Genomic DNA, 25306 nt, shown 5'->3' with positions numbered 1-25306 from the left:
CAGGGCCGATGAATGCGATCAGCGGCGTTCCGCGCGCAGTGCTCGTAGACGCTGGGCGTACTCGTCGGCGTCGATCTCACCGTGCGCAAGGCGGTCCGCCAGGATCCGCTCCGCGCCCGGCAGCGGATCGGACGCGGCGGGCACATCGGGACTGCGCTGGAGCTGCGTGATGAACAGCCACAGAGCGGCCAGTAGGGTCGGTACGACGACGGCGAAGACGATCAGAGCCCAGCCCATTCCCATGCCGTATCCGTGGTACATCATGATCGAGCTCCCTTCCGGGTGACACCTCCATCGTCCGGCCTTCCGTGCGCTCAGACACGGGTCAAACGACCCGTCATGCCGGGACCCGGACACCCCACCGACCCGGCCTGCCGGGTCAGCACACGGTGAGGCCGTGCTCGCGGAATTGGCCTCGCACGCGATCGAGCAGGAGTTCCCCGGGCGGCGCGGTGCCGGCCAGCGGGAAGGGCAGGCCGAGCGCGGCGTACTTGGCGGCGCCGAGCCGGTGGAACGGCAGGACCTCGACGCGCTCGACGGTCGGCACCGCGGCGGCGATCGCGGCGACCTCCTCGACGTTGGTGGGGTCGTCGGTGAGGCCGGGCACCAGCACGAAGCGGACCCAGATCGGTATGCCGCGGTCGCCCAGGCGGTGCGCGAATCTCACGGTGGGTGCCAGGCGCCCGGTCCGGGTCACCTTCCGGTACGTGCCGGGGTCGCCGGACTTGATGTCGAGCAGCGCCAGGTCGACGGCGTCGAGCAGGGCGTCGTCGGCGCGGTCGCCGAGGTAGCCGCTGGTGTCCAGGGCGGTGTGCAGCCGCATCTCCTGGCAGCGGCGCAGCACCTCGCGGGTGAAGGCAGGCTGTTGCAGGGGCTCTCCGCCGCTGATCGTGACGCCGCCGCCGGCGACCTTCAGGAAGCGTTCGTAGCGGCGGATCTCGGTGACCAGCTCGTCGACGGTCGTCGGCATTCCGCTGCGCCGGTACCAGGTGTCGGGGCTGTGGCAATACTGGCAGCGCAGCGGGCAGCCGGCCAGGAAGGCGACGAACCTGGTGCCGGGCCCGTCCACCCCTGTCGAGATGTCGAAGGAGTGTACGGAGCCGGTCAGCGCCCGGGTCGCGGTCGGAGCGGTCATAGCGAGCCGTGGAAGGTGCGGGAGATGACGTCGCGCTGCTGTTCGGTGGTGAGCTTGACGAAGTTCACCGCGTATCCGGAGACCCGGATGGTGAGCTGCGGGTAGTTCTCCGGGTGGGCCATCGCGTCCTCGAGCGTCGCGCGGTCCAGCACGTTGACGTTGAGGTGGAAGCCGCCCGCGTCGGTGTAGCCGTCGAGCACGCCGGCCAGGTTGCCGATCCGTTCTTCGCGGGTGTGGCCCAGGCCGTCCGGGGTGACCGTGGCGGTCAGCGAGATCCCGTCGCGGGCGCACCGGTACGGCAACTTCGCCACCGACAGCGCCGCCGCGACCAGCCCGTGCCGGTCCCGGCCGTTCATCGGGTTGGCGCCGGGCGCGAACGGCTCGCCCGAGCGCCGGCCATCGGGGGTGTTGCCGGTGTTCTTGCCGTAGACCACGTTCGAGGTGATCGTCAGCACCGACAGGCTCGGCTCGGCGCCGCGGTACGCGGGCTGCCGCCGGATCTTGTCAATGAACCGCTCGACCAGGTCGACCGCGATCGCGTCCGCCCGGTCGTCATTGTTGCCGTATGCGGGAAAGTCCCCGTCGACCGCGTAGTCGACGACCAGCCCGGTCTCGTCGCGCAGCGCCTTCACCTGGGCGTACCGGATCGCGCTGAGGCTGTCGGCGGCGACCGAGAGACCGGCGATGCCGGTAGCGAGGAAGCGGTGCACGGGATAGTCGTGCAGGGCCATCTCCAGGCGTTCGTAGGCGTACTTGTCGTGCATGTAGTGGATGACGTTCAGCGCGTCCACATACGTCTCGGCGAGCCAGTCCAGGGTGCGGTCGAAGGCGGCGAGGACCTCGTCGTAGTCGAGCACGTCCTCGGCGAGCGGCGCGCAGGCGGGCGCCATCTGCTCGCCGGTCAGCTCGTCACGGCCGCCGTTGATCGCGTACAGCAGGGCCTTGGCCAGGTTGGCGCGGGCGCCGAAGAACTGCATGTCCTTGCCGACGCGCATGGCCGAGACGCAGCAGGCGATGGCGGTGTCGTCGCTGTAGGCCGAGCGGATCAGGTCGTCGTTCTCGTACTGGATCGCGCTGGTGTCGAGCGACACCTGGGCGCAGAACCGTTTGAAGCCCTCGGGCAGCCGCGGCGACCACAGCACCGTCAGGTTGGGCTCGGGCGCGGGTCCGAGGTTGTACAGGGTCTGCAGGTAGCGGAAGCTGCTGCGGGTGACCAGCGGGCGCCCGTCCGTGGCGATCCCGCCGATCGCCTCGGTCACCCAGGTCGGGTCGCCGGAGAACAGTTGGTCGTAGTCCGGGGTGCGCAGGAACCGGATGATCCGCAGCTTGATCACGAAGTCGTCGATCAGCTCCTGGGCGCCCTGCTCGGTCAGCGTGCCCTCGGCCATGTCCCGCCGCAGATAGATGTCCACAAAGGATGACGTGCGGCCGAGCGACATGGCGGCACCGTTCTGCTCCTTGGTCGCGGCCAGGTAGGCGAAGTACAGCCACTGGATCGCCTCGCGACCGGTGGTCGCCGGGCCGGAGATGTCGTAGCCGTACCGCTCCGCCATGCGGCGCAGGTCCTCCAGCGCACGGATCTGCTCGGCCAGTTCCTCGCGGTCGCGGATGACGTCCTCGGCGGAGAGCCGGGCGTCGAGCGCGGACTTGCACTCTCGTCGCTCCTCGATCAGCCGGTCCACCCCGTAGAGCGCGACCCGCCGGTAGTCGCCGATGATCCGGCCGCGGCCGTACGCGTCGGGCAACCCGGTGATGATGTGCGAGCGCCGTGCCGCCTTCACGTCCGCGGGGTACGCGTCGAACACGCCGTCGTTGTGCGTCTTGCGGTACCGGGAGAAGATGGCGCGCACCGCCGGGTCCAGCGCGTACCCGTAGGCCTTGAGCCCCGCCTCGACCATCCGCAGGCCGCCGGCGGGCATGATGGCGCGGCGCAGCGGCGCGCTTGTCTGCAGCCCGACGATCAGCTCGTGGTCGCGGTCGATGTAGCCGGGCGCGTGCGAGGTGATGGTCGACGGGGTGTGCGTGTCGACGTCGTAGATCCCGCGCCGCCGCTCCTCGGGGAACATCCGGGTCAGTTGCTGCCAGATTCGCTCGGTGCGCGGAGTCGGCCCGGTCAGGAACTCCTGCCCGCCGGTGTACGGCTCGATGTTGTCGTGGATGAACGCGCCGACGTCGATCGTCTCGCGCCACCCGCTGCCGGTGAATCCGCGCCACGCCGTCCTGTGTTCCATGAAATCTCCTCGGGTTCACTCTCAGCCTGGCGAAGGACAGCCCGGGCGGTCAGGGCCGAAGGTCACGCCCGCCCGGGCCGAGGGTCAGGGCAGCAGCGCGGGTGCCGACGATCGAACCGATCACCCGGATGCCCTCGAGCACGGTCCGGAAGACCGGCGGCGACATCGTGTCCCCGCAGGAAAGTCAGCGCCGCACGACCAGCCGGTGGGCGTGTATTACGCGTGCCCACCAGGGCCGCGGCTCGGCGGTGGGACGCAGCGGTGGGACGGCTGCCCGTTTGAGGCTGAGCCAGCCTCCGGGGCCCATCGTCACGGTGCCGATGGCAGGTGGCCTACGTCGGGCGATGCCGATCGCGAGCGTCACGGCGGTCACCGCCGCGACGGCCATCGAGCCGAGCGCGAGGGCGGTCACGTCTACCGCGGGGACGAAGGTGGTCCGGTCCGAACCTACGGCGAACACGCCGATCTCACGCTCGCCGCGGCGTACCGAAATCAGATCGGGCCGGTGGTCGAGGGCGGTGGTCATGGTCTTGCTCCTATCGGCTGTCCGAGGCGGCGGTGCCCGCGACGGAGGCGCGGCCGGCTTCGAGGCGGGCGATCGGGACGCGGAACGGCGAGCAGGACACGTAGTCCAGGCCGGCGGTGTGGAAGAACCGCACCGAGGCGGGGTCGCCGCCGTGTTCGCCGCAGACGCCGACGGTCAGGTTCGGGCGGGTGGCGCGGCCGCGTTCGACGGCGATGCGGACCAGTTCGCCGACCCCGTCGATGTCGATGGTTTCGAACGGAGACGCCGCGAAGATGCCGAGGCTCAGGTAGCGGCCGAAGAACGCGCCCTCCACGTCGTCGCGGGAGAAGCCCCAGGTCATCTGGGTCAGGTCGTTGGTGCCGAAGGAGAAGAACTCGGCCGACCCGGCGATCTGCCCGGCGGTGAGCGCGGCCCTGGGCACCTCGATCATCGTGCCGATCCGGATCGGGGGCGCCCCGGCGACGCCGGCCAGCACGGACTCGGCTTCCGTCCGTACCGTATCGAGCTCCTGGACCGCGCCGACCAGCGGGACCATGATCTCCGGGCGCGGGTCGCCGCCTGCGGCGACCCGGGCGGCCGCGGCCTGCGCGATGGCCCGGACCTGCATGGCGAACAGGCCGGGGATCACAAGCCCGAGGCGTACGCCGCGCAGGCCCAGCATCGGGTTCTGCTCGTGCATCCGGCGCACCGCGGTCAGCAGCGTTCCCTCGTGGCCCGGGTCCTCGCCGAGCGCCTCGGCGCGGGCGACCCGGGCGGTCAGCTCCTCCAGCGGCGGAAGGAACTCGTGCAGCGGCGGGTCGATCAGCCGCACCGTCACCGGCAGGCCGTCCATCGCGGCGAACAGCCGCTCGAAGTCGGCGCGCTGCAACGGCAGCAGGTCGCTAAGTGCGTCCTGGTCGCCGAGGATCAGCCGCTCGATCAGCACGCGGCGCTCGCCGAGGAACATGTGCTCGGTGCGGCACAGGCCGACTCCGGTGGCACCGAAGCGCCGGGCCCGGGCCGCGTCGGCGGCGGTGTCGGCGTTGGCGTGCACGCCGAGCCGGGCGACGTGCCCGGCGTGGATCATGAGTCGTTCGACGGCGGCGAGCAGCGGGTCGCCGTGCGCGGTCAGCTCGCCCTCGAAGTACCGCACGACCGCGGACGGGTGGACCGGGACGGCTCCGGCGTAGACCCGGCCGGTGGTGCCGTCGACCGAGATGACGTCGCCGGCCCGCAGGACACGGCCGTTCACGGTCACCGAGTCCGCGGCGATCTCGAGCTGTTCCGCGCCGCAGACGCAGGTCTTGCCCATCCCCCGGGCCACGACGGCGGCGTGTGAGGTCTTGCCGCCCCGGCTGGTCAGGATGCCCTGGGCGGCGATCATGCCGGGCAGATCGTCCGGGTTGGTCTCCCGGCGGACCAGGATGACCGGCCCGGTCGCCGCGACGGCCGCCGCGGAGTCGAACACGACCGCGCCGACCGCCGCGCCCGGTGACGCCGCCACGCCGGTGGTGAGCGGCTCGGGCGCCGCGGCCTGGTCGAAGCTGGGGAACATCAGCTGGGCGAGCTGCTCGCCGGTGACCCGCCGCAACGCCTCGTCGAGGGTGATGGTGCCTTCGTCGACGAGCTGGGCGGCGATCACGAACGCGGCGGCCGGGGTGCGCTTGCCGACCCGGGTCTGCAGCATCCACAGCTTGCCGTTCTCGATGGTGAACTCGATGTCGCACAGGTCCCGGTAGCGCCCCTCCAGCCGTTCCATGATCGACAGCAGCCGCCGGTAGCTCGCCGGGTCGATCGTGGCCAGCTCGCCCAGGCCGACCGTGTTGCGGATGCCGGCCACCACGTCCTCGCCCTGAGCGTTGGACAGGTAGTCGCCGTAGACGCCGCGCCGGCCGGTCGCCGGATCGCGGGTGAACGCCACCCCGGTGCCGGAGTCGGTGCCGCGGTTGCCGAAGACCATCGCCATCACGTTGACCGCGGTGCCAAGGTCCTGGGGGATGCGTTCCTGCCGCCGGTAGAGCACGGCCCGCTCGGCGTTCCACGACTTGAACACCGCCGTGACGGCGAGGAACAACTGCTCGTGCGGTGCCTGCGGGAAGTCGCGGCCGGTGTGCGCCTGGAAGACCTTCTTGTACGCGTGCACCAGGTCCCGCAACTGCGCGGCGGTGAGGTCCGCGTCGGTTGCGGCGCCGGCCGCGTCGCGGGCATTCGCCAACTCGGTCTCGAAGTCCTCGCCCGGAATGTCGAACGCCGTCTTTCCGAACATCTGGATCAGCCGCCGGTAGGAGTCCCAGGCGAACCGCTCGTCGGCGCTCTGCCGGGCGAGCCCGGCCACGCTGGCGTCGTTGAGGCCGATGTCGAGGATCGTCTCCATCATGCCGGGCATGGAGAACCTGCCACCGGAACGCACCGACAGCAGCAACGGATCGTCCGGGTCTCCGAGCGACTTGCCGGTCCGCGTCTGTACCGCCCGCAGGTGGAGTTCGACCTCGGCGAACAGACCGGCCGGGGTCGATCCGGTGCGCAGGTACTCGCGGCACGCCTCGGTGGTGATGGTGAATCCGGGCGGTACCGGCAGGCCCATCCGGGTCATCTCCGCCAGGTTCGCGCCCTTGCCGCCGAGCAGGTCCTTGAGGTCCTTGTCGCCCTCGACGAAGTCGTACACGTATCTGGACATCAGTCCCTCGCCTCACTCGCTCGCCGATAGGTCTCACCTCGTTGGTAGCCCCGCGCCGGTCCCGCCTAGTAGGGCCGGAGGTCCCTTACTGAACGGGCCTCGGCAGGGCCAGCGTGGAGGTGAAGGCAATCGAGAGGAGAGCTGCCATGAAGGCACTCGTGTACGGCGGGCCCGGATCGCGTTCGTGGACGGAGATTGCGGACCCGGGGATCCAGGACCCCAGGGACGCGATCATCCGGGTGGACGCCGTCACCATCTGCGGCACCGACCTGCACATCCTCGGCGGCGACGTGCCCGAGGTCGCCGCCGGCCGTGTGCTCGGCCACGAGGCCGTCGGCACGGTCGTCGAGACCGGCGACGGCGTCGCCGGGCTGGTCAAGGGCGACCGGGTGCTCGCCTCGTGCATCTCCGCGTGCGGGATCTGCCGGTACTGCCGCGAGGGCGTCTACGGCCAGTGCCGCGGCGGAGGCGGCTGGATCCTCGGCCACCTCGTCGACGGGGTGCAGTCCGAGTACGCCCGGATACCGTTCGCCGACCTGTCCACGTACAAGCTGCCGGAGCAGGTCGGCGACGAGTCGGCCGTGCTGCTCGCCGACATCCTGCCGACCTCCTACGAGGTCGGTGTGCTCAACGGCCGGGTGCGTCCCGGCGACACCGTCGTGATCGTCGGGGCCGGCCCGATCGGGCTCGCCGCCGTGGTCACCGCGCGCCTCTTCTCCCCCGCACACATCGTCGTGATCGACAAGGCCGAGAGCCGCCTGCAGGCGGCCAAGATGTTCGGCGCGGACACCACCGTCCTGGCCGGCACCGACGACCCGCTCGCCGCGGTGCAGGCCCTGACCGGCGGCCTCGGCGCCGACGTGGTGATGGAGGCGGTCGGCACCCCGCAGACCTTCGAGCTGTGCACCACCCTGGTCCGGCCCGGCGGACGCGTCGCCAACATCGGCGTGCACGGCAAACCGGCCGTCCTGCACCTGGAAGACCTCTGGATCCGCGACGTCACCATCACCACCGGCCTGGTGGACACGTACTCCACGCCGAAGCTGCTCGACATGCTCGTCGCCGGACAGCTCGACCTCGGCAACATGGTCACCCACCGGTTCGCCCTCGACGAGTTCGCCGAGGCGTACGACGTCTTCGCCGACCCGGCGCGCACCGGCGCGCTGAAGGTCGTGCTCTCGCGATGACGTTCCCGCTGCCCGTCGGCGCCAGGACGGCGCCGACGGGCGGCCGGCCTCCTGGTCACCACGCAACACCTACCGCGAGGAGCGACGCCATGCCGTCGTTGAGCGTGTTCGATCTGCTCACCCTGCACGACTTCGTCGCCGGCCTGCCCGCCGACCGGGTGCAACGGCTGGCGGCGGCCGGCCGGCCGGTCTTCCGCGGCACCGGCCACCGGCTGTTCCACCAGGACGCCCCGGCGGACCGGTTCTGGCTGGTGCAATCCGGGACTGTCGCCGTCGACTTCCACGTCCCCGGACGAGGACACATCGTCGTCGAACCCGCCGGCGCCGGCACGGTCGTCGGCTGGTCCTGGGCGCGGCCACCGTACCGTTGGCGATTCGGCGCCGTCGTCGCCGAAGACGTCCGCGCGGTCGAGATGGACGCCGTCCGGGTCCGGGCGATGATCGCCGAAGACGCCGAGCTGGGCCGGGAGCTCACCGCCCGGCTCCTCGACACGGTGTCCGACCGGCTACAGGCCGCCCGGCACCGCCTCGTCGAGCTGTACGCCTACCCGGGCGCCACGCCATGACCACCGTCGACAGCGGCGTTCTCACCCGATGCGTCGAGGCGGCGACGCTGGCACCCTCGCTGCACAACAGCCAGCCGTGGCGCTTCCGGATCACCGGCCGGGCGGTCGAGGTGTACGCCGACCCCAGCCGCCGTCTCGACGCGCTCGACGCCTCCGGCCGCGAACTCCTGCTCAGCGTCGGTGCGGCCCTGTTCACGCTGCGGCTGGCACTACGCGCGCAGGGCTGGACGCCGGAGCACGTCCTCTTCCCGGAGCCGGGTACGCCTAACCTGGTGGCCCGGGTGGAGCCGGCGCGGGAGGCCACACCGTCCGAGACCGTGACGGCGCTGGCCGCCGCGATCCCGCGACGACACACCAACCGGTGGCCGTTCGCCGCCGCCGTGGTCCCCGCCGATGCCATCGAGGAACTGACCCGGGCCGCCGGCGACGAGGGCGCGACACTCACCATCGCCGGCGCGGTCAGCCGCGACGCGATCCTCGGGCTCGGACAGGCGGCCGAACGACGGCTCCGCGCAGACGGCGGCTACCGCGCCGAACTGGGCCGGTGGACCCGGCCGGCGCGCGGCCGGCACGACGGCGTGCCACCGACCGCGGTCGGACCCTGGGACGCGCTGGAACGGCTACCGCTGCGCGACTTCGGGCTGATGCACGCCCAACCCTGGCGCACGAGCGAACGGTTCGAGGCACACCCGACCATCGCCGTCCTCGCGACCCACGGCGACGGCCCGCCGCAATGGGTCCTCGCCGGCCAGGCACTGCAACACGTCCTTCTCGTCGCCACCCGCCTGGGTCTGGCCACCACACCCATCAGCCAGCCCGTGGAGATCCCCGAGATCCGGGAACTCCTGACGAAGACGGCCACCGGCCGATGGGCACAGATGATCATACGGATCGGCTACGGTCCACCCGCCGCGACGACACCACGCAGGCCGCTCACCGAAACCCTGCGGGACGAGAGTCGATGATCGTTCCGCTCTCATGGCGCAGGTGGCTGGGAAAGGAGACCGCCATGAAGGCTTTGATCGTCTACGAATCCATGTTCGGCAACACCGAGAAGATCGCGCGTGCCGTCGCCGACGGGCTCGGCGACGCGTTCGACGTCGTTGTCGCGGACGTGGGCGGCAGGCCGGCCCTGGCGGACGTGGACCTCCTCGTTGCCGGCGCGCCGACACACGCATTCGGAATGAGCCGGCCCGGTACCCGCGCGGACGCCGCCCGCCAGGACGGTGCGCGGCCCGGGGCCGCCGCCGTCGGCCTCAGGGAGTATCTGGACGACGCGCCGATGCTCCCGGGGATCGCCGCGGCGGCCTTCGACACGAAGATCGACAAGCCGTTCCTACCCGGCTCCGCGGCCCGCCGGGCGCACCGCCGGATGCGCCGGCTCGGCTGCCGGATGATGCTGGCCCCGGAGAGCTTCCGGGTCAGCGGCACCCCCGGCCCGCTCGCCGCCGGCGAGCTGGAACGAGCCCGGCGCTGGGCCGGCTCTCTGGCTTCCGCCGTCGCGGAGCGACACGGGGTCTGAACCGGATCGCGCATCCGGCACCGCTGACCACCACCGCTTCCCGGGACTTCCGGCCCCGCTCGGACGGGACCAGGCGCACTGTCCGAAGACATCGACCGTCCTGACACTTGAGGAAGGAACCCTGAGGGGAGCGGTCATGAGCACCCGAGCCATCATCGTCGGCACCGACGGCACCGAGTCGAGCAAGGCAGCCGTGGACTGGGCGGCCCGCGAGGCCCGGCTTCGGCACCTGCCACTGCGCATCATGCACGTCTTCGAGTGGGTCTGGGTCGACGCACACTACGACATCGGCGGTGAGTCGCTCGACTTCGCCCGCGGTTTCGCCGAAGCCGTCTCGGCCGCCGCCCTCGACCGGGCGCGGGCCGTCGCGCCGGAGATCGAGTGCACCCGTGACACGGTCGTCGGCCACGCGACCCCCGAGCTGATCGCCGCGTCGCAGGGCGCGGAGCTCATGGTGCTGGGCCATCGGGGCCGCGGCGGCTTCGCCGGGCTGGGGCTCGGCTCGGTGAGTCAGCGGGTGGCGACCCACGCCAAGTGTCCGGTGGTCGTCGTGCGCGGCGACGGTGACTTCGTCGAAGGGCCCGTGGTGGTCGGCGTCGACGACTCCCCTGCGGCCGACCACGTCCTGGAGACCGCCTTCGAGGTGGCGGCCGGCCGCGACTGTGTCCTGACCGTCGTCCGGGCGTACCTGCCGGCGGTCCCGTCCTGGCTGGCCAGGGTCCGCGCCACCGAGGTCGAGACGCCGGAACAGGACGCCGCCGAGCGAGCGCGGTTGGAGGAGGAAGTGGCGCCGTGGCGCGACAAGTTCCCGGATGTGCCGGTCGAGATCGTGCTGACCCACGACAGCGCGGCCTCCGCGCTGGTCGGCCTCTCCTCGCGTGCGTGCCTGGTCATCGTCGGCAGCCACGGTCACGGTGTGCTCGCCGGAGCACTCCTCGGCTCGGCCGGCCTGCAACTGCTGCACCACGCGAGTTGCCCCGTCTACGTCGTCCGGCACGGTAGCCGCAGGATCGGCGGAACCCCGCGGCCCCGGGTGTAGGCGAGCATCATTTGCCCGGCAGCGGCGGTCCGCGATTCGGCGGTACCGCCGCTGCCGGGCAATGTCGTTGCGTCCGTCAGGACGATGTCATCTCGCCGATGCGGGCTGCGGCGATTCCCGGCACGGTCCGTGCCATCACCGTGACGACCGTGCGCTCGGTCTCGTCGTCGAACTCCCCGGTCACCGTGGCGACGCCGTCCTCGACGGTGGCCGTCCAGCGGGACCGCCCGTCGGCGTACTCGTCGAGTCGGTGCTGCACCTCCGCGGCCAGAACGTCGTCGCCGCGCACCATCGCGCGCAGGATGTCCCGGCGGCTGATGATCCCGACCAGCCGTTCGTCGTCGTCCACGACGGGCATGCTGCGCACGTCGTTCCGCAGCATCTGGTCGGCGACCTCGGCCACATCGGCCCCCGGCCGGGTGACCAGTCGTCTGCTGGGTCGGCGCTGCCTATGCCTTCAGCCTTTCGCCGCGAGCCCGGGCCGGACAGGGTCTATGGTCCCCTCCGGCCGGGACGTCACGCCCGGCGCCAGCGTCCTTCCTCGCCAGGGAGTGCCTCAGGCAGGCTCCGCTATCCGGGCCGTCGCACGGCGTCGCGGCGCCCTCGGCGCTGCCCTCATCCGCGGCGAGGCCGTCGGGCGTAGCTTCGCCACCTCGTCAACGACGGCCGCGGCGAATTCGTCCGCCTCGGGAACCGCGGCGAAGTCGGCGGTGATCCCGAAGGCAGCCTGGCCCGCATACGTGAGCACGGAGACGCCGATCCGCATTCGCTCGGCGATCGGGACGTACGGCAGGATCTCGCGGACCGGGCAGCCCAGGATGTAGAGCCGCACCGAGGGACCGGGCACGTTGGTGGTCACCGTGGCGAGAGCTCGCTGCGGTAGGCGCAGCGCGGTGCGGATCAGGAACGACACCGCCGCGAACGGTTCCTGCTCTGCCAGCGAGATCAGCGCGGCGCCGGCCTCCACCTCGTGGTCGGCGCGCAGTTCGGCGACTCGACGGTGCACCGCACGCAGCCGCTCCGCCGGCGCCTCGATCTCGACCGGGAGTTGAAGGAGCATCGACGCCAGCCGGTTGTCGAGCAGGTGTCGCTCGTCGTTGGCGCGCATGCTCACCGGGATGAGCGTTCGGATCGCGCCCGGGTCCGGTTCCTCGCCTCGGGACAGCAGCAGGCGGCGGAAGGCACCGGCGACGGCGGCCAGGTAGACGTCGTTGACGGTCACCTGGTGGGCGTCGGCGACAAGTGTGATGTCGGCCAGCGGCATGCGGGCCACCGCGTAACGCCGGGCCAGGCCCAGCGGCCCGGACACCGAGGTCGGCTTGGCCCGCAGGAGGCCCTGCGCCAGTGCGGCAAGACCTCGGGCCGTCTCACGCAGCCGCACCACGGCTTCGCCTGGCCGGCGCGCGGCCAGAGCGAGCAGCCGGGTCTGTTCGAAGGGAATCCGGAGAAGTCGACCGCAGGCGTCGAGGGCCAGATCGAGGTCGCCACCGACCGGACGCGGTCGCCAGTTGTCGGCGACCGGACGGCGCGGTTTCGGGCCGGTGTCGCAGATCAGGCGGTACAGCTCGTTGCCGGAGACACCGTCGATCATGCAATGGTGCACCTTGGACAGGACCGCCCAGCGCCCGCCGGGCAGGCCCTCGATCAGCCAGTCCTCCCACAGGGGGCGCTCACGGTCGAGGCGCTGCGCCATGATCCGGCCGACGAGGCGTTGCAGCGCCGCATCGTCGCCGGGTGCCACCAGGGCGGTTCGCCGAAGGTGGAAGTCGAGGTCGAAGTCCGGGTCGTCGGCCCAGACGGGCCGGCCGAGGTTGAACGGGACCCGGCGTACCTTCTGCCGGTAGCGCGGCACCAGCGGCAGGCGGGCCCGGATCGCCTCGGCGAACTCGGCCTGGCTCGGCGCGGGGCCGTCGAGCACGGCGATCGAGGCGATGGCCAGCGAGGCGTGCGGATCCTCGTCCTCCACATCAAGAAAGGACGCGTCCAGGGGACTGAGATACTCCACAGGATCCTCCTCGGGCGGTGCGGTGCTCCTCCCACACGATTTCGTGGCCTCGCGCGGCGCCGCCAGAGCCAGAGGTCCCGCATCCCGGGCCTCTGGCCCGGTTCCGAACAAAACCCGGCAGGCGCAGGCTTGAAACCATGACCACCGGAACGGCGCGGCACGGCGACATCCAGATCGCGTACGAGGTGGAGGGCACCGGCGGCGGTGAGCCACTCCTACTGATCATGGGTCTCGGACTGCCGATGTCGTTCTGGCCCGATGCCTTCCGCCGCCTGCTCGTCGACCGCGGCTTCCAGGTCGCCCGGTTCGACAACCGCGACGTCGGCGCCTCCAGCCACCTGACCGGCCTGGGCAGGCCGTCGCCGCTGGCGTTCGCCGCGCGCCGCTGGTCCGGCTACCGCCTGACCGACATGGCCGACGACGCGGTCGCCGTGCTGGACGCGCTCGGCTGGGCGAGCGCCCACGTCGTCGGCGTCTCCCTCGGTGGGATGATCGCGCAGACTCTGGCCGGACGCCGCCCCGACCGGGTACGCACGCTGACGTCCATCTCGTCCACCCCCGCGGCGCACGTCGGCCGCCCGCACCCCCGGGTCCTGCCCGCTCTGCTGACCGCGCCGGCACGCACCCGCGAGGCGGCCGCACGCCGACTGCTGCACATCTTCCGGGTGATCGGCTCTCCGGGGTACGCGCTCGACGAGAACGCGATCCGGGAGGCCGCCGAACGCGGCTTCGACGTGGCACACGACCCGGACGGCGTCCTGCGGCAGCTCGCCGCGATCGTGTCCGCGCCGGACCGGCGGACCCTGTTGCGCCGCCTGCGCCTGCCCGCGCTTGTCGTGCACGGCGACGCCGATCCGCTGGTACGCCTGTCCGGCGGGCTGGCGACCGCCCGCGCGATCCCCGGCGCGAAGCTGGTCGTCTTCCCCGGAATGGGCCACGACCTGCCGGCCGCACTGCTGCCGGCCGTCGCCGACGAGATCACCGCGCTGGCCCGGCAGCGTGCGTCGGCGCCGTGGTCACGGATCACCCGTGACCAGCGCCCCGCCGACGAGGAACCGAACCCGCGATAGTCGGGACTTTGGACCCACCATGACGGGCGGGCAGGCCCGGGTGCCGCGACGACGTACAGGGCAGCCTCATAGGTGCAGACATCGACAGAGGAGAAAACGATGACCACCACCGGCCACGGCACCACCACCCACCTCGAAAAGGTCGAGGCGCCCGGCTCCATGCTCACCCACGCCGCCGCCAAGGCGCTGGCCGTGCTGCGCGTCTCCACTGGCTTCGTGTTCCTGTGGGCATTCTTCGACAAGACCTTCGGCTGGGGCTACGCCACCCCGGCGGCCAAGGCCTGGATCAACGGCGGCTCCCCCACCAAAGGCTTCCTGTCCAGCGTCGAGGTCGGCCCGTTCCAGAGCTTCTTCCACAGCATCGCCGGCGACACCTGGACCAACTGGGCGTTCATGCTCGGCCTGCTCGGCATCGGCGTCGCCCTGACCGCCGGCATCGGCCTGCGCATCGCCGCCGGCGCCCTCGCCCTGATGATGGCCATGATGTGGGCAGCGGAATGGCCGCTCGCCTCCGGCTCCAGCAACCCCGTCACCGACTACCACTTCATCTACGCGGTCGTCGGGATCGTCCTGGCACTCACCTACGCCGGACACACCTGGGGCCTCGGACGCCAGTGGGCCAGGCTACCCATCGTCCAGAAGAACCGCTGGCTCATCTGAACCACCCCGCCCGCTGCCCGGCCCACCCGGCCGGGCAGCCGGCTGCTCCATCGGCGAGGTCCTGATCGCTGTGGTCCACCTACCTGACGACGATGATGGCGTCGCCTGCCGGGCGACGAGGTGACGCAGGCAGGGGATCCCGCGACGTGACGTAGCCGAGACGGACCACGAGGTAGGGCTGGCCGATGTCGGCGAGCAGGCTGCGCAGCAGGTGTCGGGGCCATTCGACCTCAACGACATCGCTGATCGGCGCCGTAGCCAAGCCGTCGGCGGTCGCCGCCAACAGCAGGGCGGACAGCGCCTCGCCGCCACGGAGCAGGCTCACCGGCTGGTCGTCGCCGCCGAACACGATGACGTACGCCGCGCCCTGATCGCGCGCGGCGCCGGCGGCGAGCCCGGCGGTGCCGTCGGGGGTGAAGTCGCGCACCGGCACCCGGCGCAGCTCGGGTCGCACCGCGGTCTCCGGCGGCACACCGTCGCCGGTGGAACCCGGACGGTGGGTCCACCGCCGCAGTTCAGCGCGGTACGCGGGGTCGTCGAGCTCGGCACCACCGGCGAGCTCGGCCGCAATCGCCAGCATCGTGACCTGGTCGGGCCGCACCACATGCAGGTAGGCGCCCTCGGACTCGACCAAGCGGCGCAACCTGGCGAGCTCGGAGTCGGTCACCTCCCGATCGCCGAACGCACGCCGGTCGGTACGGCGAAGCGGGATCGCGGCGGCCGCCCGCTGCGCCTCCGGGTCCGGCGGCCTCTCTTCTCCGAGCCTGATCCGGGCCAGCGGCTCGGGTGGTGAGCCCTCCGGCAGCCGTTCGACGGTCACGGACCAGCCGGTGGCGGCCAGCGCCGTCCGGGCATGGTGCAACGCGACGCCGCAGCTGATCAGCAGCAGCCGCCCCTCTGGGTCGGTGGTGTCCAGCTTGCGGCCCGGGTCCGGGTACAGCTCGAGAGTCTCACCGGCAATCCGCCAGGTCCACGGCTGGGTGTTGAAGACCGACGGCGCGTCCAGCGACGCGCGGGCGGCCTGCTCGAGCACGGTCATCGTGGCAACCTCCGGTCTTTCCGCCCTTCATCAGACTGCCGGGCAGCGGTCGGGTGCGTGCAGGGCCGAAGGTCCCGGCGTCACCCGGCGAACGGCACCCGCCGCCTGATCGTCCTGCTCACGGTCGCACACCGACTCGCGATACGCCCGGCATCCGGGCAGGTCAGCCTGAATGCTCGCCGAGCAGCCGGGTGGCCAGCACCGCTGCCTGGGTGCGCCGCTCCAGGCCGAGCTTGGCGAGCAGGCTGGAGACGTAGTTCTTGACGGTCTTCTCCGCCAGGAACATCCGGCCGGCGATCTCGCGGTTGGTGAGCCCTTCGGCGACGTACTCGAGGATCTTGCGTTCCTGGTCGGTGAGCGAGGCCAGCTCGCGGGGCTGTTCGACGCCGTTGCGGATGCGTTCCAGCACCCGCTGGGTGACGGCCGGGTCGAGCAGCGACTGCCCGGCGGCGACCCGGCGGACGGCGTCGACCAGGTCGGTGCCGCGGATCTGCTTCAGCACGTACCCCGAGGCGCCGGCCATGATCGCCGCGAAGAGCGCCTCGTCGTCCTCGTACGAGGTCAGGATCAGGCCCTTGATCGTGGAGTCGACGGCCCGGATGTCGCGGCAGACGTCGATGCCGTTGCCGTCGGGCAGCCGGGCGTCGAGCACGGCAACGTCGGGACGCAGCGCGGGGATGCGGCGGGTCGCCTCCTGAGCCGAGCCGGACTCGCCGACCACCTCGATGTCGCCGTCGGCCTGCAGCAGATCGAGCAGGCCGCGGCGGACCACCTCGTGGTCGTCGAGGAGAAAGACTCGGATCATGTCTCCTTCCTACCTCCGAATGCCCTACACACCAAGGGCCGAAGGTCCCGCGCCCTCGGGCCCACCTAGTTCCGCCGGCAGAACGGTGGGACCTTCGGTGCGAGGTTCTTCAACACCCCCAGATGCTCTCAGGCCGGCGCCCAACGCCGCGTGATCAGGGCCGAAAGGCCTGCCGCGGATCCGCAATGGGGGCGGTGGTCAGGCCATATGACCCTGACGACGTCGCGGCTTCCCGGCGATGCTTGTCCTGAGCCCACCGGATGCCGAACGGCGCAACGACCGCAGAAGAGGCGGACGGCCGATGAGCCGCCAGACCCACCGTCGTCAAGACGGTCAAACGGTCGACCACCGCCAGGCAGCCGGTGGGCACATCAACCCACGGGAGGCGCACCATGATCGCTGAGATTGGTGATCGAATCATCCTCGAGGCGGCCCATCTCGGCGATCTCCGCCGGATCGGCGTCATCACCGCAATCACCCATGCCGACGGCGGACCACCGTACGAGGTGCGGTGGCTCGACGACGGCCGCACCACGCTGATTTTTCCCGGTCCGGAGGCACGGGTCGAACACCCCGCCGTGCCGGCCCGCGGCAGGTGAGTCATGACCGGCGCGACGAATACCGGACGGGCACCGCCCTTACAGACCCCGGCGCCCTGACGAACCCTTGGCATGCCGCCGCGTCCGCGCTCGCGTTCAGCTCGGCGACGTCAGGCTGGATCGGCCGCGACCGGGCCACCGTAGGCCGGCACCGGAACTCCGGCCTGCCACCCCCCGGGCACCAGCACCACCGGGCACGCCACCACCCGCACGGCTGTGCGACTCGGACCGGCCGAACCGTACAACCATTCCGCGAAGCGTCCGTGCCGGCCGATGCCCGCGACCAACAGCCGCCCACGCTGTGAGGCGCGTTCGATCGTGTAACCCATGTCGAGGTCGGGCACGGCAAGGCGGTCGATCGGAACGTGCGGGTACGGCGCGGCCCAGCCGGCCAGCGCCTCGGCCAGCGCCCGCTCGGCCTCGCGGCGCTCCACCGAATAGCCGCCCGCCACCACGGCAGGCCTCGGACCGTCCTCGCTGCCCCGGCGCGTCCACATGTGCACCGCCACGAGCGAGCTCCCCCGCATCGCGGCCTCGGCGAAGGCGTAGCCGAGCGTCGTGGCTCCCGTCGGACGCGCGGACGCCGCCACTACGACAGGCCCCGCGCTCGGCGCTGCTCCGCGATGCACGAGCACCGGGCAGGCGCCGTAGTGTGCGAGGTACGCCGCGGTTGAACCCCAGCTGACACGGGTCAGAGCGTCATCACGGTGCGCCACGACGATCAGCTGGGCCCGCCCCGACAGTCTCGTGAGCATGTCCGCGGCGCCACCGTCCAGCAGCTCGGTGCTGACGGGCAGGTCCGGCGAGCCCAGTTGCGCCCGCTGCGCCGAAACGTCGAGCAGGCGCCGGCCGTCTGCCGGCGAGGCCACCGCGCCGCGGCTGCGGAAGACGCCGGTGTACCTGCCCGGCCAGACGTGGGCGATCAACAGCGGAGCCCGATGGCGTACCGCCTCCGCGGCGGCGAGATCGACCGTCGCCGGAGTGGTACGCGAGCCGTCCACGCAAGCCACTACCGGCCGAACCTCTGTAACCGCGTCGATTCCAGGCATATTCGCAGGCTAAGCACGACGCGCCGGGTCCGGCACGGCCGGTGGACACGACCGGCCGGGCCGGAGGTCCCGGATCGGGCCTCGCCGGTTCGGGACCTTCGCCGCTGTGACGGCACGTGGGACGGGGTGCAGGCTCGGTACATGGCCACCATCGCGGTACACGACCTCGTCCGGGCCTACGGGTCGGTGCGGGCGGTCGACGGCATCACCTTCACGGTGGACGAGGGCGAGATCTTCGCACTCCTCGGGCCCAACGGTGCCGGCAAGACGACCACGGTGGAGATACTGGAGGGCTACCGCACACGGGACTCCGGCACGGTCGAGGTGCTGGGCTACGACCCGGCGACCGGCGGCGCGGCCTACCGGGCGCGGATCGGCGTCGTTCTGCAGTCTGCCGGGTTCGAAGAGGAATTCACCGTCCGGGAGCTGGTACGCCTGCAGGCCGCCCTGTACCCGCGCCGGCACGAACCCGACGAGCTGATCGATGTCGTCGGGCTCGGCGAAAAGCGGACCACCCGGGTCAAGGGCCTCTCCGGTGGGCAGCGGCGGCGTCTCGATCTCGCGCTCGGCCTGGCCGGCGCGCCGGACCTGCTCTTTCTCGACGAGCCGACCACCGGTTTCGACCCGGCCGCCCGGCACCACGCCTGGGACCTCATCGCGGACCTGCGCGAGCTCGGCACCACGATCCTGCTGACCACGCATTACCTGGAAGAGGCGCAACGGCTCGCCGACCGGGTCGCGGTGTTGCGCGGGGGCCGGCTGCTGACCGAGGGCACTCCACAAGAGCTACGGGACGCGAGTGACCTGCCGACCGTGATCAGCTGCCGGATACCCGCGGTCATAGCGGACCTACCCGAGCTGAGTGCCCGGCCCCGACTCCGCGACGGCCGGCTGCGACTCGTCACCCGCGCACCGGTGCCGGACACCTCGCGCCTGACCGGCTGGGCGACCGCCCACGGGATCGTCCTGTCCGACTTCGCTGTCACCCCGCCCGCGCTGGAGGACGTGTACCTCGCACTGACCGAGGAGCACGACGATGACCGTTGAGCAGGTGCCCACGCGGGTCGGGCTGCCGGTCCGGCACACCCGGCCGGCCGGGGTACCGGCGCTGACCGTCCATGCCGTACGCGCGTTCCTGCGCAACCCGATCGCCGTGTTCTTCACCCTCGCGTTCCCGTTGGCGTTCCTGGTCATCGTCTCGTCGATCATCGGGCGCCAGGTCACCGGCGACGGCATTGCCGTGACACAGTTCCTGGTCGCGCCGTTCGCCGTCTTCGGCGTCGCCCAGGCGTCCTTCACCATGCTCGCCGTGGACACCGCCGTCATGCGGGAGAGCGGCGTGCTCCTTCGCCTGCGCGCCGCGCCCGTGCCCGCGTGGACCGTCCTGGCCGCCCGGATCGGCGCCTCGATGATCGTCTCCGGGGCGGTGGTGGCCCTGCTCGCCACCGTCGGAGTACTCGCTTACGAGGTCGAAATCCCCTGGCGCAAGGTGCCGGCGATGCTGGTCACGCTGCTGCTCGGAGTCGCCTGCTGTGCGGCGCTCGGCCTGGCGCTGGCCTCCGCGACCCGGACCGTCGGGGCGGCACAGACCCTTGCCCAGGGCTTGTTGATCCCGCTGGCGTTCATCTCGGACGTTTTCATCGTCGGTGCCGACCTCCCCCGCTGGCTGGCGGCAACCGGCTCGGTCCTGCCCCTCAAGCACTTCGCTCAGGCCCTGGCCGAGACCTTCCGCCCCGGCGAGGGGTACGGCTTCACACCGCACCATCTCGCCGTCCTCGCCGGCTGGGCGGCGGCCGGCGCGGTGATCGCCCGCCGCAGCTTCGGCTGGCAGCCGCGGGTCTCGTCGCGTCCACCGACGGTCACCCCCACGCGGAGGCCCGGACCCGCGCGGCTGACGATGCCCCGCGAACGCCGGCGCTGGGCGCCCGGTGCGCTGCTTCGGGGCCAGATCGGGTACGCGCTGCTCGGCCTGCGCCGCGACCCGCTCTCGGTCTTCTTCGCCGTCGTCTTCCCGGCGCTGCTGCTGATGCTCCTGCCGACGGTCTTCGGCAACGCCCGCGTACATGGCCTTCCGATGGCCCGGTACCTGTTCGCCGGGATGGCGGCCTACACCGCCGCGGTGGTCGGCTATGTGGACCTGACCGAGGCTGTGGTGGGTGCCCGCTCCGCGGGTGTCCTCAAACGGCTGCGCGGCACTCCCCTGCCGTTCCGCTGGTACGTCGCGGGCCGGGTGTGCGCGACCCTGATCACCGTGCTGCTCGCCTGCGCCGTGCTCGCCGCGGTCGGCATCGGCTTCCTCGGCGTCAGCGTCGCCGCCGGCGGTGTACCGGCGCTGCTGCTCGCGCTCGGCGCCGGGTCTCTGTGCTTCTCCGCGCTCGGCCTGGCGCTCGCCGCTCTCATGCCGTCGGCACGTTCGCTGATCGCCGTCACTCTCGGCACGCTGCTGCCGCTCTGCTTCATCTCGGAGGTCTTCGTCGTCGGCGATCAGCCGCTGCCCGGCCCGCTCACCGCCGTGGCCGACGTGTTTCCGCTCCGCCACCTCCTGCAGGCGTTGCTCGCCGCGACCGGATCCGGCGACACCGGCGCGGGTATCGCCTGGAATCATCTGTCCATCGTCGCCGGATGGACGGTGCTCGCCCTACTGGTGGCCCGATGGCGACGCGGCGCCCTCGCCGGACCCTGACGACCGTCCGGTGGCCTGACAGGTCAGGGGCCTGACTTCCCGATCCTTGGAGACTTCCGGCACTGCCCCGGCCCGCCCGGCCGCGATGTGCTGAGGGAAACCCTCGGGAGGTGTCATGAAACGCTACCCCGTGCGGGTCGAGGCGCGCCGCGACGAGGATCTGAGCCGCTGGCTCTGGCTCGTCAAGTGGCTTCTGCTCGCCCCGCACTACCTCGCCCTGTTCGTCCTCTGGACCGGTCTCGTGGTGGTCACCGCGGTGGCCTACCTGGCCCTGTTGTTCACCGGCCGGTATCCGGCCTCGATCCGGGCCTACAACACCGGAGTCCTCCGCTGGACCTGACGGTGGCTGCCGCTGCTCGCCTGGCGCTCGCCGGCACGGCCACCTGGTCCTTCGGCGGCGGCGACACGCGCACGGCGGTACCCGTCAGCGTGATCGGCGCCGCGCTCCTTATCGCCGGCGCGGCCCTGCTGTTCACCGGACGCTACCCGCCCGGTCTGCATGACCTGCTGGTCGGCATCGCGCGGTGGAACCTGCGGGTGGCCGCGTACCTGACGCTGCTGACACCGCGTTACCCGCCGCTACGCCTCGACCAGGGCGGCGCCGAGCCGGAAGCGGAGTCGGGCGGACCGCCGGCGACAGCCCGGGACGAGGCGATGAGAACCTCGGCGGCCGGTCCGATCACCGCGCTGATGGCAGGCGTTCTGTTGCTGGCGCCCGCGGCCGGCCTCGGGATCGGCGGCGGCGCGCTACTGGCCCTGGGGGCGAGCCGCGATCACGCGGGTTACGTGACCAGCCCGACACTTCAGCTGGCCAGCGCCACGGCCGCGGTCACCGTGGAGAACCTCACGATCGTCGACGCCGATCTCTGGGCGCGCAACCTCACCGACGCCGGCGGGCTGCGTATCACCGCGACCGCGCCGGACGGGCGTGCCGTCTTCGTCGGCATCGCTCCGCAGCAGGCAGTCGACGCATGGTTGGCCGGGACCGCGCACGACAAGGTGGTCGGCCTCACCGCGGGCATCCCGGACTACCGCCGGGCGGTCGGCGCCGTGCGGGCCGTCGACGATCCGGCGATCCAGCCGTTCTGGCTGGCCGCGGGGACCGGATCGGGCAGGACCACGCTGCAGTGGGAGGTCGTGGACGGTGAATTCGCCGTGGTGGTAGCGAACGCCGACGGTGCTCCGGGGGTGTCGGCGGATGTCCGCGGGGCCCTCCAGGTACCCGACCTGTCGGCCCTCGGCGGCGGATTGCTCGCCGCGGGTCTCGTTCTCGGCCTCGTGGCGCTGGGCCTCATCGTGCTCGGTGGCGTGGGACTGGGGCGCCGGCACAGCGGGCCGCCGCCCGGCGCCGGCCCGGTGGGTCCGGCTCCCACTCCGCTGCCACCGGTCGCGGTCGGCTCATAGCCCGGTACGACGATGGCCCGGCACCCGGGCCATCGTCAGCCGTCCGGCGGGCGCCTCCCGCTCGGGACGGCCAGGTTAGTCGTCGACCTGGATGGTGTCGTGTGCCTCGCGCCGCGGCGATACCGGCAGCACCTCGTCGGAGTCGACGTAGCCGAGCCGCACGATCAGGAAGGGTTCGCCGACGTCGGGCAGCAGCCGCCGCAGAAGCTGGCGCGGCCAGGCCACCTCGACGGCCTCGCTGATCGGCGCGGTCGCGACGCCCTCGGCAGTCGCACCCAGCAGCAGCGCCGACATCGCCTCCCCGCCGCACAGCAGGTCAAGCGGGCGGTCACCGGCACCGAAGAGAATCACGTACGCCGCGCCCTCGTCGCCACCCGCGCCGGCGAGCAGGCCCGGTGAGCCGGACGGGAGGAAGTTGCGCGACGGCACCCTGCGCAGGCTGGTCTGCACGGCGGTGGCGGGTGGCACCCCGTCGCCCGTCCACGCCGGCCGATGCGTCCAGCGGGTGAGCTCGCTGCGGTGGGCCGGGTCGAAGTACTCCACGTCGGCGGCCTGGTCCACCACCACGGAGAGCACCGGGACGCGCTCGTCCGGCACCTGGTGCAGGCGTGCACCCTCCGCTTCCACCAGCCGGCTCAGCCGCGCCAGCGTCTCGTCCGACAGGCGGCGTTCGCCGAAGGCCCGGCGATCGGTGCGCCGGCGGCTGATCGCGTCTGCCAGGCTCCCGGCTTCAGAGTCCGGCGCGGTACGGCCGGTCACCCGGATCCGGGCCAGCAGGTCCGGGCTCCGATCGTCCGGCAGGCGGTCGACCTGCGCGCACCAGCCCTGTGCGGCCAGGGCGACCCGCGCGTGATGCAGCGCGCCACCGCAGCTGAGCAGCAGCAGGCGCCCCTCCGCGTCGGTCACACCGAGCCGGCGCTCCGGATCAGAAGAGAGCTCGGCGATATCGCCGGTGATGCGCCACTTCCACGGCTGGGTGTTGAACACCGACGGCGCGCGCAGAGACGCCCGCGCGGCCGACTCGAGGGCCACGCGGGCTTCGGCGCGCGTGACAAGGTTGGCGTTGGCGTTCATGGCGGGGCTTCCCTACTTCCGCGTGCGGGCCGGCGGACGGGTGACGTACACCGGGCACTCGCCGTGGTGCAGCAACTGCAGGCCGGCCGAACCCAGCAGGGTCCCGGTGATTCCGCCGTGCCCATGACTACCCACCACCACGAGCTGAGCCCCGGCCGACGCCTTGACCAGAGCGGCGGCGGCACCCTCATGGGTGAGCAACACCTCGACCGGTACCTCAGGATGCTTAGCCCGCCACGGGGCCAACTGCTCGTCCAGCCGCGCGCGTTCTTCCGCGTCGGTCTCCGGCATGTCAACGTCGGCCGGACGGACGTCGGCGGCCAGCCAGAGCGGGATGACGGGCAGATACGACCGCACCACGGACAGCCCGCTACCGCGCCGGGCGGCCGCGTCGAAAGCGGTTTCCAGGACGCCGTCGGCAGCCGGGGAATCGTCCACGCCTGCGACGACCGGCCCCTCGGCGGCGTCGCCGCGGCCGCGGACCACGACCACCGGGCACGCGGCATGGGTGGCCACCCGCTGACTCACCGAGCCCAGAAGCATGCTGGCGAATCCCCCACGGCCCCGGTTACCGAGCACCATCAGCTCGGCGGTCTCGGACTCGGCGAGCAGCCGCGCGGTAGCGTGGCCGAGTAGCTGCTCCCCTTCCACGTCGAGCCGGTCCGCCACCAGCCGCGCATCGTGAACGGCGGCGGCGGTGATGTTCTCGGCGACCTTGCGAGCCAGGCCCAGATATTCGTGGCTCATGTCGTACCGAGCCTCGCGCCACTCCCAGTCGAAGACGTGCGCGACTTTGAGTGGCAGGTTGCGCAGGTGTGCCTCGCGCGCCGCCCATCGCACCGCGGATCTGCTGGAGTCGGTGCCGTCGGCACCGACGACGACGGGATAGGTTCTCATCGACCGCTCCTCTCACGCTTCTTTGTCTCGAGCATGGAGCCGTTCGAGGCCGGTCGACAGTGCGACACGTCCCGTCCGGACCGGACGAAGGTCCCACCCGGATCACTACGTCCCTCGCCCTCCCGGCCCGGTAGCCAAGGGACGACCGGGTCGACTCCGGCATCGCGCGGGCCGCCGGCCGGGAGACCTCCGTCCATCCAATCTCGACCCCGGAGACCCGGTCAGAGGCGAAAGACCATCGTCAGGCCATGTACGCCACGGCCCAGCGCACTACTCGGCCGGGCCCTTCGGCTCGGGCCCACCGGCCGGGGAGGAATCTCACGGCAGCAGAACGGCGGCCCGTTCACCCGGCCGGCGGCGAGGTCGGCCGGGGCGTCGGCCTCAGTGCCTCTTGCGAGGCGACTATACGAGCGTATAGTCAAATGTACTTGAGTGTAGTTCATCACTCGGCTGTATAAGGGGGTAGCGGACAGTGGGACGCCCAACAGGTGATCCGGCGTTCGAGGACCTCACCGCCCGGGCCCGGATCAGGGACGCCGCGGTCCGCCTGTTCGCGGAAGGCGGCGTCGACGGCACGACGGTCCGCGACATCGCACAGGCTGCCGGGGTGTCACCGGGCCTGTTGCGGCACCACTTCGGGTCCAAGGAGTCGCTGCGGGAGGTGTGCGACCTCTACGTGCTGGACCGGCTCGTGAGGATCAAGGAGGAACTCCTCCTCGACGGCAAGATGGCCAGCCCGGGCTTCCTCCCGTCGGTCCATCCGACGATCCTGCTGTTCTATCGGTACGTCACCCGGGCCCTGCTCGACGGCTCACCCCGAGCCGCGGCGATGTTCGATGACATGGTGCTGCTGACCGAGCAGTGGATCAGCAAGAACACGCCGGACGTCACCGAGGACTACCGGGGATACGCGGCGGTGCTCGTCGGCATGCAGTCCGGGATCCTCGCGATGCACGACCACGTGTCCCGCGCGCTGGGCGTCGACATCTTCACCGCCGACGGACACCTGCGCATGGCCGGCGCCCTGGCCGACTTCTACTCACACCCGCTGCTCGATCCCAAGTTCGTCGCACAGGCCCGCCAGGCGATGGAGTCGCTGCGGGCCACCAATCCGCCTACCGCCGCGGGGACCGACCCCAGGGACGAAGGAGCATGAGAA

At 71.7% G+C, this 25306-nt stretch carries 25 protein-coding genes; 13 read left to right on the top strand and 12 right to left on the bottom strand.

From position 1 onward, the window contains the following. Window positions 1-18 precede the first annotated feature (18 nt). From BJ971_RS41345 to ppdK, 5 genes are all read right to left on the bottom strand, one after another. A complete protein-coding gene (locus BJ971_RS41345) occupies window positions 19-264 on the bottom strand; it encodes an SHOCT domain-containing protein (RefSeq protein ID WP_239087184.1) in 246 nt (81 codons plus the stop codon). Between the two features lie 115 nt (window positions 265-379). Further along, window positions 380-1135 carry a pyruvate formate-lyase-activating protein gene (gene pflA / locus BJ971_RS17495; protein ID WP_184994331.1) on the bottom strand — a complete coding sequence of 252 codons (756 nt, stop codon included), beginning with the start codon at window positions 1133-1135 and terminating at the stop codon, window positions 380-382. Continuing rightward, window positions 1132-3366 carry a formate C-acetyltransferase gene (pflB, locus tag BJ971_RS17490; protein ID WP_184994330.1) on the bottom strand — a complete coding sequence of 745 codons (2235 nt, stop codon included), beginning with the start codon at window positions 3364-3366 and terminating at the stop codon, window positions 1132-1134. Before pflB ends, pflA begins: the two co-directional genes overlap by 4 nt. Before the next feature lie 184 nt (window positions 3367-3550). Continuing rightward, a complete protein-coding gene (locus tag BJ971_RS17485) occupies window positions 3551-3892 on the bottom strand; it encodes a hypothetical protein (RefSeq protein WP_184994329.1) in 342 nt (113 codons plus the stop codon). 10 nt (window positions 3893-3902) lie between these two features. Beyond that, entirely contained in the window at window positions 3903-6548 is a 2646-nt protein-coding gene (ppdK, locus tag BJ971_RS17480) for a pyruvate, phosphate dikinase (protein ID WP_184994328.1), read from the bottom strand. 146 nt (window positions 6549-6694) lie between these two features. On the opposite strand from ppdK, the gene BJ971_RS17475 reads away from it, so the two are divergent. From BJ971_RS17475 to BJ971_RS17455, 5 genes are all read left to right on the top strand, one after another. Further along, window positions 6695-7735 (top strand): zinc-dependent alcohol dehydrogenase family protein, encoded by a 1041-nt coding sequence (locus tag BJ971_RS17475; protein WP_184994327.1) that lies wholly within the window; start codon window positions 6695-6697, stop codon window positions 7733-7735. A gap of 89 nt (window positions 7736-7824) precedes the next feature. Then, window positions 7825-8301, top strand: coding sequence for a Crp/Fnr family transcriptional regulator (locus tag BJ971_RS17470; protein ID WP_184994326.1), 477 nt, complete (start codon window positions 7825-7827; stop codon window positions 8299-8301). Next, window positions 8298-9266 (top strand): Acg family FMN-binding oxidoreductase, encoded by a 969-nt coding sequence (locus BJ971_RS17465; protein WP_184994325.1) that lies wholly within the window; start codon window positions 8298-8300, stop codon window positions 9264-9266. Before BJ971_RS17470 ends, BJ971_RS17465 begins: the two co-directional genes overlap by 4 nt. A 44-nt stretch (window positions 9267-9310) precedes the next feature. Further along, window positions 9311-9823, top strand: a complete 513-nt coding sequence (locus tag BJ971_RS17460) for a flavodoxin family protein (protein WP_184994324.1) — start codon at window positions 9311-9313, stop codon at window positions 9821-9823. Between the two features lie 136 nt (window positions 9824-9959). Next, a complete protein-coding gene (locus BJ971_RS17455) occupies window positions 9960-10862 on the top strand; it encodes a universal stress protein (RefSeq protein WP_184994323.1) in 903 nt (300 codons plus the stop codon). A 76-nt stretch (window positions 10863-10938) separates the two neighbouring features. On the opposite strand, the gene BJ971_RS17450 is transcribed toward BJ971_RS17455, so the two are convergent. Both BJ971_RS17450 and BJ971_RS17445 read right to left on the bottom strand, forming a co-directional pair. After that, window positions 10939-11265, bottom strand: a complete 327-nt coding sequence (locus BJ971_RS17450; protein ID WP_239087185.1) for a CBS domain-containing protein — start codon at window positions 11263-11265, stop codon at window positions 10939-10941. A 153-nt stretch (window positions 11266-11418) separates the two neighbouring features. Next, on the bottom strand, window positions 11419-12867 hold the full coding sequence (locus BJ971_RS17445) for a WS/DGAT/MGAT family O-acyltransferase (RefSeq protein ID WP_184994322.1): 1449 nt from the start codon (window positions 12865-12867) through the stop codon (window positions 11419-11421). Window positions 12868-13004: 137 nt separating this feature from the next. Here BJ971_RS17445 and BJ971_RS17440 point away from each other — a divergent pair, with 137 nt between their 5' ends. Together BJ971_RS17440 and BJ971_RS17435 are read left to right on the top strand one after the other, a co-directional pair. Continuing rightward, window positions 13005-13937, top strand: coding sequence for an alpha/beta fold hydrolase (locus tag BJ971_RS17440; protein ID WP_184994321.1), 933 nt, complete (start codon window positions 13005-13007; stop codon window positions 13935-13937). A 99-nt stretch (window positions 13938-14036) separates the two neighbouring features. Then, entirely contained in the window at window positions 14037-14597 is a 561-nt protein-coding gene (locus BJ971_RS17435) for a DoxX family membrane protein (RefSeq protein WP_184994320.1), read from the top strand. A gap of 79 nt (window positions 14598-14676) precedes the next feature. Here BJ971_RS17435 and BJ971_RS17430 read toward each other — a convergent pair whose 3' ends face one another. Together BJ971_RS17430 and BJ971_RS17425 are read right to left on the bottom strand one after the other, a co-directional pair. After that, the gene (locus tag BJ971_RS17430; RefSeq protein WP_184994319.1) at window positions 14677-15636 is read right to left on the bottom strand and encodes an Acg family FMN-binding oxidoreductase; all 960 of its coding nucleotides are present in this window, start codon (window positions 15634-15636) and stop codon (window positions 14677-14679) included. Window positions 15637-15799: 163 nt separating this feature from the next. Beyond that, a complete protein-coding gene (locus BJ971_RS17425) occupies window positions 15800-16441 on the bottom strand; it encodes a response regulator (protein ID WP_184994318.1) in 642 nt (213 codons plus the stop codon). Between the two features lie 392 nt (window positions 16442-16833). Here BJ971_RS17425 and BJ971_RS17420 point away from each other — a divergent pair, with 392 nt between their 5' ends. Next, the gene (locus BJ971_RS17420; protein WP_184994317.1) at window positions 16834-17040 is read left to right on the top strand and encodes a DUF1918 domain-containing protein; all 207 of its coding nucleotides are present in this window, start codon (window positions 16834-16836) and stop codon (window positions 17038-17040) included. A 110-nt stretch (window positions 17041-17150) separates the two neighbouring features. On the opposite strand, the gene BJ971_RS17415 is transcribed toward BJ971_RS17420, so the two are convergent. Beyond that, window positions 17151-18089: a universal stress protein gene (locus BJ971_RS17415; protein WP_260415033.1), complete on the bottom strand. Its 939-nt coding sequence runs from the start codon at window positions 18087-18089 to the stop codon at window positions 17151-17153. A gap of 141 nt (window positions 18090-18230) precedes the next feature. Between BJ971_RS17415 and BJ971_RS17410 the strand changes: the two genes are divergently transcribed. The 4 genes from BJ971_RS17410 to BJ971_RS17400 all read left to right on the top strand — a co-directional run bounded on the left by BJ971_RS17410 (window position 18231) and on the right by BJ971_RS17400 (window position 22176). After that, window positions 18231-19136, top strand: a complete 906-nt coding sequence (locus tag BJ971_RS17410) for an ABC transporter ATP-binding protein (protein WP_184994315.1) — start codon at window positions 18231-18233, stop codon at window positions 19134-19136. Next, window positions 19126-20772, top strand: a complete 1647-nt coding sequence (locus BJ971_RS17405; protein ID WP_184994314.1) for an ABC transporter permease — start codon at window positions 19126-19128, stop codon at window positions 20770-20772. The genes BJ971_RS17410 and BJ971_RS17405 overlap by 11 nt, the downstream gene beginning before the upstream one ends. 115 nt (window positions 20773-20887) lie before the next feature. Beyond that, window positions 20888-21112: a DUF4389 domain-containing protein gene (locus BJ971_RS41340; RefSeq protein ID WP_239087186.1), complete on the top strand. Its 225-nt coding sequence runs from the start codon at window positions 20888-20890 to the stop codon at window positions 21110-21112. A 2-nt stretch (window positions 21113-21114) separates the two neighbouring features. Further along, window positions 21115-22176, top strand: coding sequence for a DUF4389 domain-containing protein (locus tag BJ971_RS17400; RefSeq protein ID WP_239087187.1), 1062 nt, complete (start codon window positions 21115-21117; stop codon window positions 22174-22176). Window positions 22177-22251: 75 nt separating this feature from the next. On the opposite strand, the gene BJ971_RS17395 is transcribed toward BJ971_RS17400, so the two are convergent. Beyond that, window positions 22252-23250 (bottom strand): Acg family FMN-binding oxidoreductase, encoded by a 999-nt coding sequence (locus tag BJ971_RS17395; protein ID WP_184994313.1) that lies wholly within the window; start codon window positions 23248-23250, stop codon window positions 22252-22254. Window positions 23251-23262: 12 nt separating this feature from the next. Next, on the bottom strand, window positions 23263-24147 hold the full coding sequence (locus BJ971_RS17390) for a universal stress protein (RefSeq protein WP_184994312.1): 885 nt from the start codon (window positions 24145-24147) through the stop codon (window positions 23263-23265). Between the two features lie 472 nt (window positions 24148-24619). Here BJ971_RS17390 and BJ971_RS17385 point away from each other — a divergent pair, with 472 nt between their 5' ends. Then, window positions 24620-25303, top strand: coding sequence for a TetR/AcrR family transcriptional regulator (locus tag BJ971_RS17385; RefSeq protein ID WP_184994311.1), 684 nt, complete (start codon window positions 24620-24622; stop codon window positions 25301-25303). Window positions 25304-25306 lie beyond the last annotated feature (3 nt).

The sequence above is a fragment of the Amorphoplanes digitatis genome, assembly GCF_014205335.1.
GTDB classification, from domain to species: domain Bacteria; phylum Actinomycetota; class Actinomycetes; order Mycobacteriales; family Micromonosporaceae; genus Actinoplanes; species Actinoplanes digitatus.
Note: the sequence above shows the minus strand (reverse complement) of the source record. Positions and strands in the feature narration are given on the sequence as shown.

Coding starts and splice junctions, on each gene's coding strand:
- BJ971_RS41345 (WP_239087184.1), bottom strand. CDS start 264: ATGATGTACCACGGATACGGCATGGGAATGGGCTGGGCTCTGATCGTC.
- pflA (WP_184994331.1), bottom strand. CDS start 1,135: ATGACCGCTCCGACCGCGACCCGGGCGCTGACCGGCTCCGTACACTCC.
- pflB (WP_184994330.1), bottom strand. CDS start 3,366: ATGGAACACAGGACGGCGTGGCGCGGATTCACCGGCAGCGGGTGGCGC.
- BJ971_RS17485 (WP_184994329.1), bottom strand. CDS start 3,892: ATGACCACCGCCCTCGACCACCGGCCCGATCTGATTTCGGTACGCCGC.
- ppdK (WP_184994328.1), bottom strand. CDS start 6,548: ATGTCCAGATACGTGTACGACTTCGTCGAGGGCGACAAGGACCTCAAG.
- BJ971_RS17475 (WP_184994327.1), top strand. CDS start 6,695: ATGAAGGCACTCGTGTACGGCGGGCCCGGATCGCGTTCGTGGACGGAG.
- BJ971_RS17470 (WP_184994326.1), top strand. CDS start 7,825: ATGCCGTCGTTGAGCGTGTTCGATCTGCTCACCCTGCACGACTTCGTC.
- BJ971_RS17465 (WP_184994325.1), top strand. CDS start 8,298: ATGACCACCGTCGACAGCGGCGTTCTCACCCGATGCGTCGAGGCGGCG.
- BJ971_RS17460 (WP_184994324.1), top strand. CDS start 9,311: ATGAAGGCTTTGATCGTCTACGAATCCATGTTCGGCAACACCGAGAAG.
- BJ971_RS17455 (WP_184994323.1), top strand. CDS start 9,960: ATGAGCACCCGAGCCATCATCGTCGGCACCGACGGCACCGAGTCGAGC.
- BJ971_RS17440 (WP_184994321.1), top strand. CDS start 13,005: ATGACCACCGGAACGGCGCGGCACGGCGACATCCAGATCGCGTACGAG.
- BJ971_RS17435 (WP_184994320.1), top strand. CDS start 14,037: ATGACCACCACCGGCCACGGCACCACCACCCACCTCGAAAAGGTCGAG.
- BJ971_RS17430 (WP_184994319.1), bottom strand. CDS start 15,636: ATGACCGTGCTCGAGCAGGCCGCCCGCGCGTCGCTGGACGCGCCGTCG.
- BJ971_RS17425 (WP_184994318.1), bottom strand. CDS start 16,441: ATGATCCGAGTCTTTCTCCTCGACGACCACGAGGTGGTCCGCCGCGGC.
- BJ971_RS17420 (WP_184994317.1), top strand. CDS start 16,834: ATGATCGCTGAGATTGGTGATCGAATCATCCTCGAGGCGGCCCATCTC.
- BJ971_RS17415 (WP_260415033.1), bottom strand. CDS start 18,089: ATGCCTGGAATCGACGCGGTTACAGAGGTTCGGCCGGTAGTGGCTTGC.
- BJ971_RS17410 (WP_184994315.1), top strand. CDS start 18,231: ATGGCCACCATCGCGGTACACGACCTCGTCCGGGCCTACGGGTCGGTG.
- BJ971_RS17405 (WP_184994314.1), top strand. CDS start 19,126: ATGACCGTTGAGCAGGTGCCCACGCGGGTCGGGCTGCCGGTCCGGCAC.
- BJ971_RS41340 (WP_239087186.1), top strand. CDS start 20,888: ATGAAACGCTACCCCGTGCGGGTCGAGGCGCGCCGCGACGAGGATCTG.
- BJ971_RS17395 (WP_184994313.1), bottom strand. CDS start 23,250: ATGAACGCCAACGCCAACCTTGTCACGCGCGCCGAAGCCCGCGTGGCC.
- BJ971_RS17390 (WP_184994312.1), bottom strand. CDS start 24,147: ATGAGAACCTATCCCGTCGTCGTCGGTGCCGACGGCACCGACTCCAGC.